The sequence below is a fragment of the Modestobacter sp. SYSU DS0657 genome, assembly GCF_054050925.1.
The window spans coordinates 19,964-35,527 of sequence record NZ_JBJHAG010000027.1 but is presented as its reverse complement, the minus strand read 5'-3'; the positions used below and the strand labels follow the sequence as shown (position 1 = coordinate 35,527).

Below are 15,564 nucleotides of genomic sequence, written 5' to 3'. Positions count from 1 at the left end.
CACGGCCGGGGAGCGGCGCCGCTGCACGTCCGCACCCAGCACACCACCCCAGAGGAAGTGACATGCCCGCCTTCACCGCAGCCGACGTCAAGCGTCTCCGCGACGCCACCGGCGCCGGCATGATGGACGCCAAGAAGGCCCTGACCGAGGCCGACGGCGAGTACGACAAGGCCGTCGAGCTGCTGCGGATCAAGGGCGCCAAGGACGTCGGCAAGCGCCTGGAGCGCTCGACGACCAACGGCATCGTGGTCAGCAAGGGCGGCGCGCTGCTCGAGCTCGACTGCGAGACCGACTTCGTCGCCAAGAACGCCGAGTTCGTCGCCCTGGGCGAGAAGCTCCTGGACATCGTGCTGGCCCAGAAGCCGGCCGACGTCGCGGCGCTGCTCGCCACCGAGGTCGACGGTCAGACGGTCGAGAAGCTGATCGAGTCCGAGTCGGCCCGCATCGGCGAGAAGCTCGTCCTCTCCCGCTTCGCGCTCTTCGAGGGCACCACCGCCGTCTACCTGCACAAGCGCGCCACCGACCTGCCCCCGGCCATCGGTGTCGCGGTGCAGTACTCCGGTGGCGACGAGGACGCGGCCCGCGCCCTGGCGATGCACATCGCCGCGGCCCGTCCCCGCTACCTGACCCGCGAGGACGTCCCCGCCGAGACGGTGGAGACCGAGCGCCGGGTCGCCGAGCAGACGGCGAAGGAGGAGGGCAAGCCCGAGCAGGCGATCGCCAAGATCGTCGAGGGGCGGGTCAACTCCTACTTCAAGGACTTCGTCCTCCTCGAGCAGCCCTCGATCACCGAGCCGAAGCGCACCGTCAAGCAGGTCATCGGCGACGCCGGTCTGACCGTCGAGCGGTTCGCCCGGTTCGAGGTCGGCCAGGCCTGAAAGAGGACCACCCTTCCCCCCACGCCTCGCACGCTCGGCGCGGGCCCCCGAAGGGTGGCCAACCACCGGCCCCGCTCCTCCCGGAGCGGGGCCGGTGGCCTGTCCGGCCCGCGCTGCGGAGGCCCCGGCGCGGGGCATGCGGCAGGATCGATCACCGACCACATCGACGCGAAGGACACCTGTGACCGACACGACGCCCGCCAGCAACCCGGAGGGCCTGCTCTTCGCGCCCGCCGCCTCCGCGCCGACCGACGGCAGCGGCTACCGGCGGGTGCTGCTCAAGCTCTCCGGTGAGGCGTTCGGTGGCGGCAGCGTCGGGGTCGACGGCGGCATCGTGCACGGCATCGCCGAGCAGCTCGCGGAGGTCGTGCACGGCGGCACCCAGGTGGCCGTCGTCGTCGGCGGGGGAAACTTCTTCCGCGGCGCCCAGTTGGCGGAGGCGGGCATGGACCGCCGGCACGCCGACTACATGGGCATGCTCGGCACGGTGATGAACGCGCTCGCGCTGCAGGCGTTCTGCGAGCAGATCGGCCTGGAGACGCGGGTGCAGACCGCGATCACCATGGGCCAGGTCGCCGAGCCCTACATCCCGCGCAAGGCCGTCCGGCACATGGAGAAGGGCCGGTTGGTCATCTTCGGCGCCGGTGCCGGAATGCCGTACTTCTCCACCGACACCGTCGCCGCGCAGCGCGCGCTGGAGATCGGCTGCCAGGTGCTGCTGATGGCCAAGAACGGCGTGGACGGCGTGTACGACGCCGACCCCCGGACGAACCCGGGCGCCACCATGTACGAGGAGCTGGACTACGCCACGGTGCTGGCGAAGCAGCTGGGGGTGGCCGACGCCACCGCCATCAGCCTCTGCATGGACAACCGCATGCCGATCGTCGTGTTCAACCTGCTGCGTGAGGGCAACATCGCCCGGGCCGTCGCAGGTGAGAAGATCGGGACCCTGATCAGCCAGCCGGCCTGACCGGTCGGCTCCCGGGCGGGCGACGGTCGCCGCGCCCCGATCCGGGTACCGGTCGGCGGAATGCCGATCGACCAGACGGCCAGCACGGCGGCAGCCGCCGCAGGAGGAGAGAACCGTGATCGACGACACCCTGCTCGATGCCGAGGAGCGGATGGACAAGGCCTTGTCGGTCGCCCGCGAGGACCTCGGTTCCGTGCGCACCGGCCGCGCCGCGCCGTCCATGTTCAACAAGATCGCGGTCGACTACTACGGCGCCTGGACGCCGGTGCCGCAGATGGCCTCGATCACCGTGCCCGAGGCGCGGATGGCGGTCATCAAGCCCTACGACATGAGTCAGCTGCAGGCCATCGAGCGGGCGATCCGCGACTCCGACCTCGGGGTCAACCCCACCAACGACGGCACGCTGATCCGGGTGGTCTTCCCGCAGCTGACCGAGGACCGGCGTCGCGACCTGGTGAAGCAGGCGCGGGCCAAGGGCGAGGACGCGAAGGTCGCGATCCGCAACATCCGCCGCCGCGCCAAGGAGGAGCTGGACCGGATCGCCAAGGACGGTGAGGCCGGCGAGGACGACGTGCGCCGTGCGGAGAAGGAGCTCGACGACCTCACCGCCACGCACGTGGCGGCCATCGACGAGGCGATGAAGAACAAGGAGACCGAGCTTCTCGACGTCTGATCCTGCCCGGACCCGCGCGGTGCCCCGCTTCCTGTCCCGCTCCGGACCCGAGGGTCCGGAGCGCGAGCCTGCCCGTGGCCGGGCCGGCGTCGCCGAACCCGGCTGGTCACCGGAGGCGCCGGTGACCGCTCCCCAGCCGACGGTGGGTGGCCCGCAGACCGGCTCCCTGCCACGCGCCGGTCGGCCACCGGTGCCGCCGGGCCGGGTCCGTCCGTCGCCGGCTGAGGCAGGGCCTGGCCGGCCGGGCGCCGACCCGGGCGGCGACCCGGGCGGCGATCCGGTGCGCGGGGACGCCGATGGCCTGTTCACCGCAGACGGCGAGCTCCGCGCCGAGGGCGCCGCGTGCGGCCCGGCGGCCGTCGCCGAGGGCGGCGATAAGCCTGTGGACCCCGTGGGCCCCGTGGACCTTCCGGAGCACCACGCTCCGCTGACCGCCGTGCCCGGGGCGCCCGGTGCCGAGGTGAGCGGGGAACCGCCGAAGGAGACCCCCACCGGTGCCAGCCGCGCCGGCCGGGACCTGGGCTCGGCGATCGGCGTGGCGCTGGGCCTCGGCGCCGTGGTCATCGCCACGCTGCTCGTCTGGCGGCCGGCGTTCCTGCTGGTGATCACCGTCGCCGTGCTGGTCAGCGTCGTGGAGCTGGGCCGGGCGTTGCAGGCCGGTGGTCACCGCCCGCCGCTGCCCCCGGTGCTCGTCGGCGCCCTCGCGATGATGGCGCTCGCCTGGACCCGCGGCCCCTCCGGGTTGGTCGTCGGCTTCCTGCTCACGGTCTTCGCGGTGGTCCTGTGGCGGCTGGGTGACGGGCCGGTGGGCTACCTGCGGGACGCCTCCGCCGCCGTCCTGGTGGCGCTGTACGTCCCGCTGCTGGCCGGGTTCGCCGTCCTCCTGCTGGTGCCCGACGACGGGGTCGCCCGCGTCCTGGCGTTCATCGTGACGGTCGTGTGCAGCGACACCGGCGGGTACGCGGCCGGCGTGCTGTTCGGCAAGCGCCCGCTCGCGGAGAGCATCAGCCCGAAGAAGTCCTGGGAGGGGCTGGCCGGGTCGGTCACCGCTTGCGTGGTCGTCGGCGTCCTGCTGTTCACGCTCACCTTCCACGGGCCCTGGTGGGGCGGTGTCGTCTTCGGTGTCGCCATCGCGCTCACCGCCACGCTCGGTGACCTCGGTGAGTCGCTGATCAAGCGCGACCTGGCGATCAAGGACATGGGCACCCTGCTGCCCGGCCACGGCGGGCTGATGGACCGGATGGACTCGCTGCTGCCCTCGGCCGCCGTCGCCTGGCTGGTGCTCTCGCTGATCGTCCCGGCCTGATCAGGCGGGCGCGCACGCCGTCGCTCACCGGGCCACTGTGCCCGGCGCGCCGCACGTCGGCCGCATCGGGCGTGGCAGCATGCCCCGGTGGCCGAGCAGCAGGGCCCCGCGGACGGGGACAGCGGACCGGGGCCCACCGAGTGGGGGACGACGGTCGGCGTCGGCCCGTGGCCCGGTCCGTGGCCGGCCGACCCCCGCTACGACCCGGAGCTGCTCGCCGCCGGTGACCGCCGCAACGTCGTCGACCGGTACCGCTACTGGCGGCTGGAGGCGATCGTCGCCGACCTCGACCGCCGGCGGCACCCGTTCCACGTCGCGATCGAGAACTTCGAGCACGACCTGAACATCGGCACGGTGGTGCGGACCGCCAACGCCTTCCTCGCCGCGGAGGTGCACGTCGTCGGCCGCCGTCGCTGGAACCGCCGCGGGGCGATGGTGACCGACCGGTACCAGCACCTGCGCCACCACGCCGACGTCGCGGCGCTGCTCGCGCACGCCGACGCGGCCGGTCTGGTCGTGGTGGGTGTCGACAACGGTCCGGGCGCGGTACCGCTGGAGACGGTCGAGCTGCCCCGCGCCTGCCTGCTGCTGTTCGGTCAGGAGGGGCCTGGCCTCACCGGCGCGGCGTCGGCGGGGGCGGCGCTCACCGTCTCCATCGCGCAGTACGGGTCCACCCGTTCGCTCAACGCCGGGGTGGCCGCCGGCATCGCGATGCACACCTGGATCCGGCAGCACGCCGGACCCACCACTGCCGGGCCCGCGGGTGCTGGCGAGACCTCACCAAAGGTCTGACGCGCGTCGTCAGATGTGACCGCCCCGTCACGCCGGGCCGGTGACCGCCCGCAGGGGAGCATCCAGACGCGGCCGACGGGCCGGTCGCGCTCGGCGGCCGGGGAGACGGTCGCCGATGAGGAGTGGACGTGGGGTCGCGCCGACCAGGGGTCGAGCGCTCGCAGGCGTCGGGCCACGAGCTGCCGCAGCCGCGAGCTGTCGCCGGCGACGTGCCGGACGCCGGTGCGGCCGCCGCGGACGCCGGTGCGGGTACGCCGTCCGAGCAGCTGCCGACGGAACCCCCGGCCGAGCCCGCCGGGGGGCCCGACCCCCGCGACACCTGGGACGAGGCGTGGCTCCCCGCCTGGGCCGCGGTGACCGACGAGAGCCCGGCGCAGGACGACGCCCTCCTGGCTGCCCCCGGCGGAGCGGACGACGGCCCCCCGCCCGAGGCCGACGTGGCGCCGGGTCCCGCCGCCGACGTGTCGCCGCAGCCCGAGGGTGATGTCGAGCCGGGTCTCCCGGCGCGCCCCGCCGGCGTCCGCGCCGACCTGATCCGCGCCGCCGCGGAGCTCGACGAGGAACTCGCCGCCCTGCAGCGGGCCGAGGACGAGCGGGCCGCGGTCCGCGCCGAGGTCGCGCAGACGGCCTCCCGTCTCGCCGACGAGCTGCTCGCGGTGCGTGCCGCCGCTGCACCGCAGGCCGCCCCGGCGACGGAACAGGCGCCGGACCTGATCGCCGCACCCCCGGAGGTGACGCCGGTGCGGTCGGTGGCGGGCCCGCCGGTGGCACCGCGCCACCGCGCCCGGGTGCTCGTGCCCCTGCTGGTCCTGGTGATCGCCGGGGTGTTCGGGCTCCTCGCCGCGCTGGGTGGCGGGGACGACGCGGAGCCGACGGTGGCCGCGGTCGCCCGGGACTCCGTCGGCACCCCCGGCCGCAGCACGCCCAGCTCCTCGCCGAGCCGACCCGGCCGTTCGACGTCGGCTCCGCCGTCGGGTGGGCCGGTGGTTCCTGCGGTGGAGTCGGACGCCCCGGCACCGCGGGAGCTCCGGTCCGACGGGGGGCCGGTGGCGGCCGCCCGGGGGAGTGCGCGGGTTGCCGGCGCTCCGCCGGCCGGGGTCGCTGAGCCGGCTGGGCAGCTGCCCGTCGTCGCGCCGTCGGGGCCGCCTGCAGCGGTTCCGGCGCCGCCGGTGCCCGGTGGTCCGGGGCTCCCGCCGGGGCCGGCCCCCACGCTGCCGCCGACCCCGATCCCCACCACCGCGCCGCCACAGGGGACGCCGACGGGGACGCCACAGGGGGCGCCGACGGGGACGCCGACGGAGACCGGAACGCCGACGCCCTCGGGCACGCCGACGGAGACCGGGACCCCGACGGAGACCGGGACCCCGACGACCACGACCCCGCCGGAGACCGGGACGCCGACCGAGACGGCAGCGCCGACGGAGACGGGAACGCCGACGGAGACGAGCACCCCGACCACCACGACCCCGCCGGAGACCGGGGCGCCCGCCGGCGACACCCCAGCGACGACGACCGCCCAGCCCACGACCGCCCAGCCCACGACCGCCCAGCCCACGACCGCCCAGCCCACGACCGCCCAGCCCACGACCGCCCAGCCCACGAGCACCCAGCCCACGAGCACCCCGCTCGGCACCCCCGATCCGGGCGAGGCCGCGCCGCTCGCGGCGCGCGTGGTGCCCCGCTGACCCCTCTCCGACTCCTCCGGGGGAGCCATCTCACGGTGCACGGGCGCCACGGCCGCCAGGCGAGTGGGACCATGGGAGGCGCCATGACTGCTCTCCCCCTGGTCTTCGACGCCCCGCGCCGCACCAAGCCACCCCGCCACCTGGCCGACCTCACCCGTGAGGAGGCCCGCGCGGCCGTGGCCGAGCTCGGTCAGCCGGCGTTCCGCGCCGACCAGCTCGCGCGGCACTTCTACGCCGGCGTCACCGACCCGCAGCAGATGACCGACCTGCCGGCCGCAGCCCGCGCGGACCTCACCGCGGCGCTGCTGCCCGGTCTGCTGACCCCGGTACGGCACCAGTCGGCCGACGGCGGGCGCACCCGCAAGACGCTGTGGCGGCTGCACGACGGGGCGCTGGTGGAGAGCGTGCTGATGCGCTACCCCGACCGGGCCACGGTGTGCATCTCCAGCCAGGCCGGCTGCGGCATGGCCTGCCCCTTCTGCGCCACCGGCCAGAACGGCCTGACCCGCAACCTCTCCGCCGCGGAAATCATCGGCCAGGCGGTCGCCGCGGCCGCTGCGATGGCCAACGGGGAGATCCCGGGCGGGCCCGGCCGGCTGTCCAACGTCGTCTTCATGGGCATGGGCGAGCCGCTGGCCAACTACCCGCGGGTGCGCAAGACCCTCGACGCGCTGCTCACCCCGGCGCCGCACGGGCTCGGACTGGGCCAGCGCTCGGTGACGGTCTCCACCGTCGGGCTCGTGCCGGCGATCCGCAAGCTCACCGACGAGGGCCTCAACATCACCCTGGCGGTCAGCCTGCACGCGCCCGACGACGAGCTGCGCGACACGCTCGTCCCGATCAACACCCGTTTCAAGGTCGCCGAGGTGCTCGCCGCGGCCGACGACTTCGTCAAGCGCACCGGCCGGCGGTACTCGATCGAGTACGCGCTCATCCGTGACGTCAACGACCAGCCCGAGCGGGCCGACCTGCTCGGCCGGCTGCTGGCCGACCGGCTGGCGCACGTGAACCTCATCCCGCTGAACCCGACCCCCGGCAGCAAGTGGGACGCCAGCCCGCTGCCGGCCCAGCGCGAGTTCGTCGCCCGGCTCCGCGCCGCCGGCGTGCCGACGACGGTGCGCGACACCCGCGGCCAGGACATCGACGGCGCCTGCGGGCAGCTGGCCGCGGCCGACCGGGTCGACGGGGTGCCGAGCGTCGCGGTGGCCACTCCCGGGGTCGAGGAGGGTGTCCCGCTCGGGTCCGAGTCGGACCAGGCGTGAGCGCCCCGGGGGTGCTCCCGGGGTCCGCCCCCGAGCACACCCACGCCGACGTCTCAGGCGGCTGGCTGCGCGCGGCCGTCTTCGGTGCGATGGACGGGCTGGTCACCAACACCGCGCTGGTGGCCGGGGTCGGCGCCGGGGGCGCGGCCGCCCGCACCGTCGTGCTGTCCGGGGTGGCCAGCCTGGTGGCCGGGGCCATCTCCATGGCGCTGGGGGAGTACACCTCCGTGCGCACCCAGAACGAGCAGCTCGACCTCGAGGTCGCCAAGGAGCGCGGCGAGCTGGCACGCAACCCGGCCGGCGAGCGGGCCGAGCTGGTCGCGCTGCTGCGCGACCGCGGCGTCGACGACGACCTGGCCGAGCAGGTGGCCACCCAGCTGTCCCGCGACCCCGAAGCGGCCCTGCAGCTGCACGTGCTGGCCGAGCTGGGCGTGAGCGCGGCCGACCGCCCCTCACCCCGCGTCGCGGCGGTCTCCTCGTTCCTGACCTTCGCGACGGGCGCGCTGATCCCGCTGCTGCCCTACCTGTTGGGCTTCCCGCTGCTGTGGGCCGCGCTGGCCAGCGGTGGGCTGGGCCTGGCCGTGGCCGGCGCCCTCTCCTCCCGCTTCACCCCGCGCCCGTGGTGGTCGGCCGGGCTGCGCCAGCTGCTGTTCGGCGCGCTGGCGGCCGGGGCCACCTACCTCATCGGCCTGGCGATCGGCGTCTCGGTCGCCTGACCCGGCCGGGAACGACGCAGGCCCGCCCCCGGTGGGGACGGGCCTGTCGACCGGCCCCGTCCAGCGGCTTCGCCCCGGGCGTGCGCGGGGTGCTGAGGACGGGGTCCTTGCTCAGCGTGAGCGCCAGGCGTTCTTCCGCCGCCGCGCGTCCCAGACCAGCAGCCCCGCCAGGTACAGCGCGAAGCCGATGATCCACAGGTTCTCGACCTGGCCGTCGTGGTTGCCGATCAGGAAGGCGAGGACCACCAGGACCATGAACCAGCCGCCGATGCGGCCCCACTTGCCGGCCTCACCGTGCCACCCCCAGTCCTCGGGGCTCTCGTGGGTGATCGGGGCCTCGCCCGCGCGGACGATGCCCTCCTCGCGCTCGGACTGCTCGACCACCCGGGCGCTGGTCTGGTGGCCCTGTCCCCGGCCGCTGTGCTCGCTCACGGGGGTCATCTTGCCAGGCGCTGTCGGCGCGCACCCGGCGGACGGCGCGGCGGGTCCTGACAGGATCGGGTCGTGACCGAGTTCCGCAGCACCGAGCCCCGCACCGTGACCGTGCTGGGGTCGACCGGGTCGATCGGCCGGCAGGCGATCGCCGTCGCGCAGCAGTTCCCCGGCCGGCTGCGGATCACCGGTCTGGCGGCCGGGGGCGGCGACGTCGCCCTGCTGGCCGAGCAGGCGCTCGCGCTGGGCGTGCGCACCGTGGCCGTCGCGCGGGCCACCGCCGCCCAGGACCTGCAACTGGCCTTCTACGCCGCGGCCCAGCAGCGTGGCTGGGCGCAGGGGCGGTACGCGCTGCCGGAGATCCTGGCCGGACCGCGGGCCGCCGAGGAGCTCGCGGCCCGCCCCGCCGACGTCGTCCTCAACGGCATCACCGGGTCGATCGGCCTGGGCCCGACGCTCTCGGCGCTCGCGGCCGGGCGCACCGTGGCGCTGGCCAACAAGGAGTCGCTGGTCGCCGGTGGCGCACTGGTGACGGCGGCGGCGGCCCCGGGGCAGCTCGTCCCGGTCGACTCCGAGCACTCCGCGCTGGCCCAGTGCCTGCGCGGTGGCGACCGCGGGGAGGTGGCGCGGCTGGTGCTCACCGCCAGCGGCGGCCCGTTCCGCGGCCGCACCGCCGCCGAGCTGGCCGGCGTCACCCGGGAGGAGGCGCTGGCCCATCCCACCTGGGACATGGGGCCGGTGGTCACCATCAACTCCGCCACCCTGGTGAACAAGGGCCTGGAGCTCATCGAGGCGCACCTGCTGTTCGGCGTCCCCTACGCGGACATCGACGTCGTGGTGCACCCCCAGTCGATCGTGCACTCGATGGTCACCTTCGCCGACGGCGCCACCATCGCCCAGGCCAGCCCGCCGGACATGCGGTTGCCGATCGCGCTGGCGCTGGCCTGGCCCGACCGGCTGCCCGCCGTGCAGCCGGCGCTGGACTGGTCGACGGCGAGCACCTGGGAGTTCGCCCCGCTGGACGAGGAGGTCTTCCCCGCGGTGCGGCTGGCCCGGCAGGCGGGTGAGGAGGGGGGCGTCGTCCCGGCGCTGTACAACGCGGCGAACGAGGAGGCGGTCGCGGCATTCACAGCGAACCGCCTGTCGTTCCCAGCGATCGTGCAGGTCATCGCGCGTACCCTCGACGCCGCGCCGGACCTCGGCGCACCCACCTGCGTCGAGGACGTGCTGGCTGCCGAGAGGTGGGCCCGGGAGCACGCCCGCGCCGCCATCGGCCTCCGCACCTGAGGCCGGGCATCTGACGAGGGAGCTGAGCTGAGCGGGTTCCTGCTGACGGTCCTCGGGATCGTCGCCTTCGCCGTCGGGCTGCTGTTCAGCATCGGCTTCCACGAGTTCGGGCACTACTTCTGGGCCCGGAAGTTCGGCATGCGGGTGCCGCAGTTCTTCGTCGGCTTCGGCCCGACGGTGTGGTCGCGCCGCCGCGGGGAGACCGAGTTCGGCATCAAGGCCGTCCCGCTGGGCGGCTTCATCCGGATCGTCGGCATGATCCCGCCGGCCGAGCCGGACGAGAGCAAGCGCGCCACCCGGATGCGCAGCTTCATCGCCGAGGTCCGCGGCGCGGCGCTCAACGACGTGCTGCCCAGCGACGGGAACCGGGTCTTCTACAAGAAGCCCTGGTGGCAGCGGGTGGTCGTGATGGCCGCCGGGCCGGCGCACAACCTGCTGCTGGCCGTGCTGCTCTTCCTGGTCCTGCTGGTCGGCATCGGCATCCCCATGAGCAGCACGACGATCGAGCGGGTGCCCGCCTGCGTCGTGCCGGCCACGGCCACGACGACCGACTGCGACACCCCGATCGACGCCTCGGGCACCCTGCCCGCCCCCAGCCCCGCGGCCGAGGCCGGGCTGCAGGCGGGGGACCGGATCGTGGCCGTCGACGGGGAGCAGATCCCCCAGGACCCCAACGACGAGGGCTGGGCCACCCTGGTCCGCCGGGTCCAGGCCAGCGCCGGCACCCCGCTCACCCTCACCGTCGAGCGCGACGGGTCCCGCGAGCAGGTCACCGTCACGCCGATCGAGAACCAGGTGCGCGAGGCCGACGGCGACGTCGTCACCGCCGGGTACCTGGGTGTCCAGTCCGCGCCGCTGTACACCCGTCAGCCGGTGAGCGCGCTGCCCGACTACTTCGCCGACGTGGTCAGCGAGTCCGTGCAGCGGCTGCTCGGCATCCCCGAGCGCATCCCGCAGCTGTTCCGGGCGGCCTTCCTGGGCGAGGAGCGCGACCGGGAGGGCCCGATCGGGCTCGTCGGCGTCGGCCGGCTCTCGGGGGAGGCGTTCGCGTTCGAGGGGTTCAGCAACACCGACAAGATCAGCTTCTTCGTCGGGCTGCTGGCCAGCCTCAACCTGATCCTCTTCCTGTTCAACCTGGTGCCCATGTACCCGCTGGACGGCGGCCACGTGGCCGGCGCGCTGTACGAGAAGGCGCGGTCCACCGTCGCCCGGCTGCGTGGACGCCCCGACCCCGGCCCGTTCGACATCGCGCGGCTGATGCCGGTGGCCTACGTCGTCGCCGGTGCCTTCGTGCTGCTGTCCCTGCTGCTGGTCGTCGCCGACGTGGTCAACCCGATCACCCTGCGCTGACGAAGGACCCGTCCTCCGCACCGTGCGCAGGCCCGCGGCTCCGACCACCTCACCGACCACGACGACGGTCACACCGGGCATCCCGGCGGCACGGTGGCGGGCAGGGGGATACTGACCGGCATGGCGACCCCCGTCAGTCTCGGCATGCCCGCAGCTCCTCCGCCGGTCCTCGCGCCCCGGCGCAAGACCCGTCAGCTCGACGTGGGGGGCGTCGGCGTCGGCAGCGACTCCCCGGTGAGCGTCCAGTCGATGTGCACCACCAAGACCGCCGACATCAACGCCACGCTCCAGCAGATCGCCGAGCTCACCGCCTCGGGCTGCCAGATCGTGCGGGTCGCGGTGCCCGACACCGACGACGCCGAGGCGCTGCCGATCATCGCCAAGAAGTCGCAGATCCCGGTGATCGCCGACATCCACTTCCAGCCGCGCTACGTGTTCGCCGCGATCGACGCCGGCTGTGCCGCGGTCCGGGTCAACCCGGGCAACATCAAGAAGTTCGACGACAAGGTCGGCGAGATCGCCCGGGCGGCCAAGGACGCCGGCACCCCGATCCGGATCGGCGTGAACGCCGGCTCCCTGGACAAGCGCCTGCTCGCCAAGTACGGCAAGGCCACCCCGGAGGCGCTGGTCGAGTCCGCGCTGTGGGAGTGCTCGCTGTTCGAGGAGCACGACTTCCGGGACATCAAGATCTCGGTCAAGCACAACGACCCGGTCGTGATGGTGCGCGCCTACGAGCTGCTCGCCGCCCAGTGCGACTACCCGCTCCACCTGGGCGTCACCGAGGCGGGGCCGGCCTTCCAGGGCACGATCAAGTCCGCCGTCGCCTTCGGCGCGCTGCTGAGCCAGGGCATCGGCGACACCATCCGGGTCTCGCTCTCCGCGCCGCCGGCGGAGGAGGTCAAGGTCGGCAACCAGATCCTGGAGTCGCTCAACCTCCGCCAGCGCGGCCTGGAGATCGTCAGCTGCCCCTCGTGCGGCCGCGCGCAGGTCGACGTCTACAAGCTCGCCGACGAGGTCACCGCCGGCCTGGAGGGCATGGAGGTGCCGCTGCGGGTCGCCGTCATGGGCTGCGTCGTCAACGGCCCGGGCGAGGCCCGCGAGGCCGACCTCGGCGTCGCCTCCGGCAACGGCAAGGGCCAGATCTTCGTCAAGGGCGAGGTGGTCAAGACCGTGCCCGAGTCGCTGATCGTGGAGACCCTCATCGAGGAGGCCATGCGCATCGCCGCCGACCAGGTGGCCGACGGCACCCCCTCGGGTCCGCCCGTCGTCAGCGTCTCCTGAGCCACCGGAACGAGAGAGCGAGGGGCCGGGGTGCTGCGCGCGCCGTCGGCACGGGTCCTGGACGCCGGCGACGAGCCCGCCGTCCGGGAGCTGCTGGCCACCGACCCGGTCGCGGCCTGCATGCTGGCCGGCCGGATCGAGGTCCACGGGACGTCGACCTCCGCCCTCGGTGCGCCGCTGTGGGGCCTGTACTCGGGACGGCGGCTGGACGCGGTCTGCCTGGCCGGGGCCAACCTGATCCCCTTCGCCCGACCGGGCGCCGAGCACGCCGCGGCGACCGCGTTCGCCGACCGGGCCCGACGCGCCGGACGACGCTGCTCGACCGTGGTCGGGCCGGCGGCGGCCGTGCTCCCGCTGTGGGAGCTGCTCGAGCCGTCCTGGGGCCCCGCCCGCGAGGTGCGTGCCCAGCAGCCGCTGCTGGCCATCGAGGGGCCGCCGGCCGTGCCCGTCGAACCCCGGGTGCGCCCGGTCCGGCTCGCCGAGCTGGACACCCTGCTGCCCGCGGCGGTCGCCATGTTCACCGAGGAGGTCGGGGTCAGCCCGCTGCGGGTCGACGGCGGCGCCGGCTACCGGGCCCGGGTGACCGAGCTGGTCCGGGCCGGGCAGGCGCTGGCCTGGATCGAGGACGGGCAGGTCCTGTTCAAGGCCGACGTCGGTGCGGTCTCCCGGGCCGCCTGCCAGCTCCAGGGGGTCTGGGTCGCGCCGCACCTGCGGGGACAGGGGATCGGGCGGGGCGGCACCGCGGCCGTCGTCGAGTACGCGCGCACGGCGATCGCCCCCGTGGTGAGCCTCTACGTGAACGACTACAACCGGGCCGCGCGCGCCGCCTACGAGCGGGTCGGCTTCCGGCAGGTCGGCACCTACGCCTCGGTGCTGTTCTGACCCTCTCGGCTGCGCCTGCTGTGAGTTGCGGGGCTGCTGGTGCGGTGGCTTCGGTCCCGGGCTTCACGTCTGCCAGGCTGGGCCGGTGCGGGCACGGGGAACGACGACGGGGCTGACGGCGGGACGGGCGACGGCGGTCGCGGGGACGGCGGTGCTGCTGCTCGGACCGCTGCTGACCGGGTGCTCGGCGGACCCCTCCGACGACGTCCGCGCCGCAGCGGAGGCGTTCCTGGCCGACTGGTCGTCCGGGGACACCGCGGGCGCGGCCGGCCGGACCACCGACCCCGCGGCGGCCACCGCCCTGCTGGAGCAGACCGCCACCGACCTCTCCGGTGCCGGGCTGTCGGCCGACGTCGGCGAGGTGCGCGTGGGCGAGGACGGGGCGGCGACCGTCGACTGGACGGCCACCTGGGACCTGGCGGCCGCGCCCGACTGGGAGTACCCGGCCACCCTCTCGCTGACCGAGACCGACGACCGCTGGGAGGTGGTCGCCGAGCCCACGACGGTGCACCCCGAGCTCGCCGCCGGCCAGCACCTCGAGCTCACCCGCACGCTCCCCGAGCGCGCCCCGATCACCGACGCCACCGGCGCCCCGCTGTTCACCGAGACCGAGGTGGTCAACGTCGGCGTCGACCCGGCCCAGGTCACCGATCTCCCGGCCCTGGCCCAGGGGCTGGCCGCGGCCACCGGGGTCGACGCGGCGGAGATCACCGCCGACGTGCAGGCCGCACCGGCCGGCCAGTTCGTGCCGGTGATCACCCTGCGGCGTCCGGACTTCGAGGCGATCCGGGCACAGGTCTACGACCTCCCCGGCGCCGTCTTCCCCACCGACACACGGCTGCTGGCCCCCTCGTCGCGGTTCGCGGTCGGGTTCCTCGGCCGGGTCGGCCCGGCCACCCAGGAGGTGCTGGACGAGAGCGCGGCCGACGGCGCCCCGCGCTACGCCGCCGGGGACCAGCTCGGCCTCTCCGGGCTCCAGCGGCAGGCGCAGGAGCAGCTGACCGGCACCCCCGGGCTCACCGTCTCGGTGGTCAGTGCCGACGAGGCGACCGCCGACGCCGGCCAGGTCGTCGCCACCGTCGACCCGGTGCCCGGCACCCTGCTGCAGACCCCGCTGGTGCCGGCGGTGCAGAACGCCGCCGACGCGGCGGCCGCGACCCAGCCGCTGGCCACCCACCTGGTCGTGGTCCGGCCGGGCACCGGCGAGCTGCTCGCGGTGAGCTCCAACGAGGCGGCCAACCCCTCGTACGCGCTGTCGGGCCAGTTCCCGCCCGGGTCGAGCATGAAGACGATGACCGCGACGGCGCTGCTCGGCGCCGGGGTGGTCACCCCGCAGACCCCGGTGCCCTGCCCGGGCACGACCGTCGTCGACGGCCGGGAGTTCGAGAACGAGGACCAGTTCGACCTGGGCACCGTCCCCTTCACCCAGGCGTTCGCCGAGTCCTGCAACACCACCTTCATCCAGCAGGCGCTCACCCTGCCCGACGACGCGCTGTCGCAGGCGGCCGCCTCCTACGGCGTCGGGGCGGAGTGGGACCTCCCGGTCGGCATCTTCAGCGGCCAGGTGCCCAGCACGAGCACCGGCACCACCAAGGCCGCCGACGCCATCGGTCAGGGTGAGGTGCTGATGAGCCCGGCCCAGCTCGCGCTGGTCGCCGCCGGCATCGCCAGCGGCACCCCGGCGGCCCCGGTGGAGGTCATCGGCGCGGACCCGGCGGGCCCCGCCCCCGCCGGGCCCGGCGCGGCCGTGCTGGACCAGCTGCGACCGCTGATGCGGGAGGTCGTGCTCAGCGGCACCGCCACGGCGCTGGACGACCGGGGCCAGGTCTTCGGCAAGACCGGCACCGCCGAGTTCGGCACCAACACCCCGCCGGACTCCCACGGCTGGTTCATGGGCTACCAGCTGGGCGGCCCCCAGGGTGACATCGCGTTCGCCGTCCTGGTCGAGGCCGGGCAGTCCAGCAGCGCCGCCGTCGCCGTCACCGACGCCTTCCTCGGCAACCTCGGCTGATCAAGGACCTCGGTCCCCGCACCCCTAGCAGGCTCGGGG

The 15,564-nt window shown here is 74.8% G+C and carries 14 protein-coding genes; 13 read left to right on the top strand and 1 reads right to left on the bottom strand.

The window, feature by feature from the left end:
* Positions 1–62 precede the first annotated feature (62 nt).
* The 8 genes from tsf to ACI79A_RS15850 all read left to right on the top strand — a co-directional run bounded on the left by tsf (position 63) and on the right by ACI79A_RS15850 (position 8,282).
* Positions 63–878, top strand: coding sequence for a translation elongation factor Ts (tsf, locus tag ACI79A_RS15885; protein ID WP_457084719.1), 816 nt, complete (start codon positions 63–65; stop codon positions 876–878).
* A gap of 181 nt (positions 879–1,059) precedes the next feature.
* Complete coding sequence (gene pyrH / locus ACI79A_RS15880; protein ID WP_457084718.1) at positions 1,060–1,848, top strand: UMP kinase; 789 nt, start codon at positions 1,060–1,062, stop codon at positions 1,846–1,848.
* Between the two features lie 115 nt (positions 1,849–1,963).
* Complete coding sequence (gene frr / locus ACI79A_RS15875; protein WP_457084717.1) at positions 1,964–2,521, top strand: ribosome recycling factor; 558 nt, start codon at positions 1,964–1,966, stop codon at positions 2,519–2,521.
* Between the two features lie 400 nt (positions 2,522–2,921).
* Positions 2,922–3,827: a phosphatidate cytidylyltransferase gene (locus ACI79A_RS15870; RefSeq protein WP_457084716.1), complete on the top strand. Its 906-nt coding sequence runs from the start codon at positions 2,922–2,924 to the stop codon at positions 3,825–3,827.
* Positions 3,828–3,914: 87 nt separating this feature from the next.
* A complete protein-coding gene (locus ACI79A_RS15865) occupies positions 3,915–4,619 on the top strand; it encodes a TrmH family RNA methyltransferase (protein ID WP_457084715.1) in 705 nt (234 codons plus the stop codon).
* 128 nt (positions 4,620–4,747) lie between these two features.
* Entirely contained in the window at positions 4,748–6,304 is a 1,557-nt protein-coding gene (locus ACI79A_RS15860; RefSeq protein WP_457084714.1) for a hypothetical protein, read from the top strand.
* Between the two features lie 83 nt (positions 6,305–6,387).
* Positions 6,388–7,566: a 23S rRNA (adenine(2503)-C(2))-methyltransferase RlmN gene (gene rlmN, locus ACI79A_RS15855; protein ID WP_457084713.1), complete on the top strand. Its 1,179-nt coding sequence runs from the start codon at positions 6,388–6,390 to the stop codon at positions 7,564–7,566.
* Entirely contained in the window at positions 7,563–8,282 is a 720-nt protein-coding gene (locus ACI79A_RS15850; RefSeq protein ID WP_457084712.1) for a VIT1/CCC1 transporter family protein, read from the top strand. The genes rlmN and ACI79A_RS15850 overlap by 4 nt, the downstream gene beginning before the upstream one ends.
* A gap of 111 nt (positions 8,283–8,393) precedes the next feature.
* Here the strand turns inward: ACI79A_RS15850 and ACI79A_RS15845 are convergent, their stop codons facing one another.
* Positions 8,394–8,723: a DUF2631 domain-containing protein gene (locus tag ACI79A_RS15845; RefSeq protein WP_457084711.1), complete on the bottom strand. Its 330-nt coding sequence runs from the start codon at positions 8,721–8,723 to the stop codon at positions 8,394–8,396.
* 63 nt (positions 8,724–8,786) lie between these two features.
* On the opposite strand from ACI79A_RS15845, the gene dxr reads away from it, so the two are divergent.
* The 5 genes from dxr (at position 8,787) to ACI79A_RS15820 (ending at position 15,525) form a co-directional block, all read left to right on the top strand.
* Positions 8,787–10,001: a 1-deoxy-D-xylulose-5-phosphate reductoisomerase gene (gene dxr, locus ACI79A_RS15840; RefSeq protein ID WP_457084710.1), complete on the top strand. Its 1,215-nt coding sequence runs from the start codon at positions 8,787–8,789 to the stop codon at positions 9,999–10,001.
* 27 nt (positions 10,002–10,028) lie between these two features.
* Positions 10,029–11,351 carry a M50 family metallopeptidase gene (locus tag ACI79A_RS15835; RefSeq protein ID WP_457084740.1) on the top strand — a complete coding sequence of 441 codons (1,323 nt, stop codon included), beginning with the start codon at positions 10,029–10,031 and terminating at the stop codon, positions 11,349–11,351.
* A 120-nt stretch (positions 11,352–11,471) separates the two neighbouring features.
* Positions 11,472–12,632, top strand: a complete 1,161-nt coding sequence (ispG, locus tag ACI79A_RS15830) for a flavodoxin-dependent (E)-4-hydroxy-3-methylbut-2-enyl-diphosphate synthase (RefSeq protein ID WP_457084709.1) — start codon at positions 11,472–11,474, stop codon at positions 12,630–12,632.
* Between the two features lie 30 nt (positions 12,633–12,662).
* Positions 12,663–13,514, top strand: coding sequence for a GNAT family N-acetyltransferase (locus ACI79A_RS15825; protein ID WP_457084708.1), 852 nt, complete (start codon positions 12,663–12,665; stop codon positions 13,512–13,514).
* A gap of 85 nt (positions 13,515–13,599) precedes the next feature.
* Complete coding sequence (locus ACI79A_RS15820; RefSeq protein ID WP_457084707.1) at positions 13,600–15,525, top strand: penicillin-binding transpeptidase domain-containing protein; 1,926 nt, start codon at positions 13,600–13,602, stop codon at positions 15,523–15,525.
* The last annotated feature ends 39 nt before the right edge of the window (positions 15,526–15,564 follow it).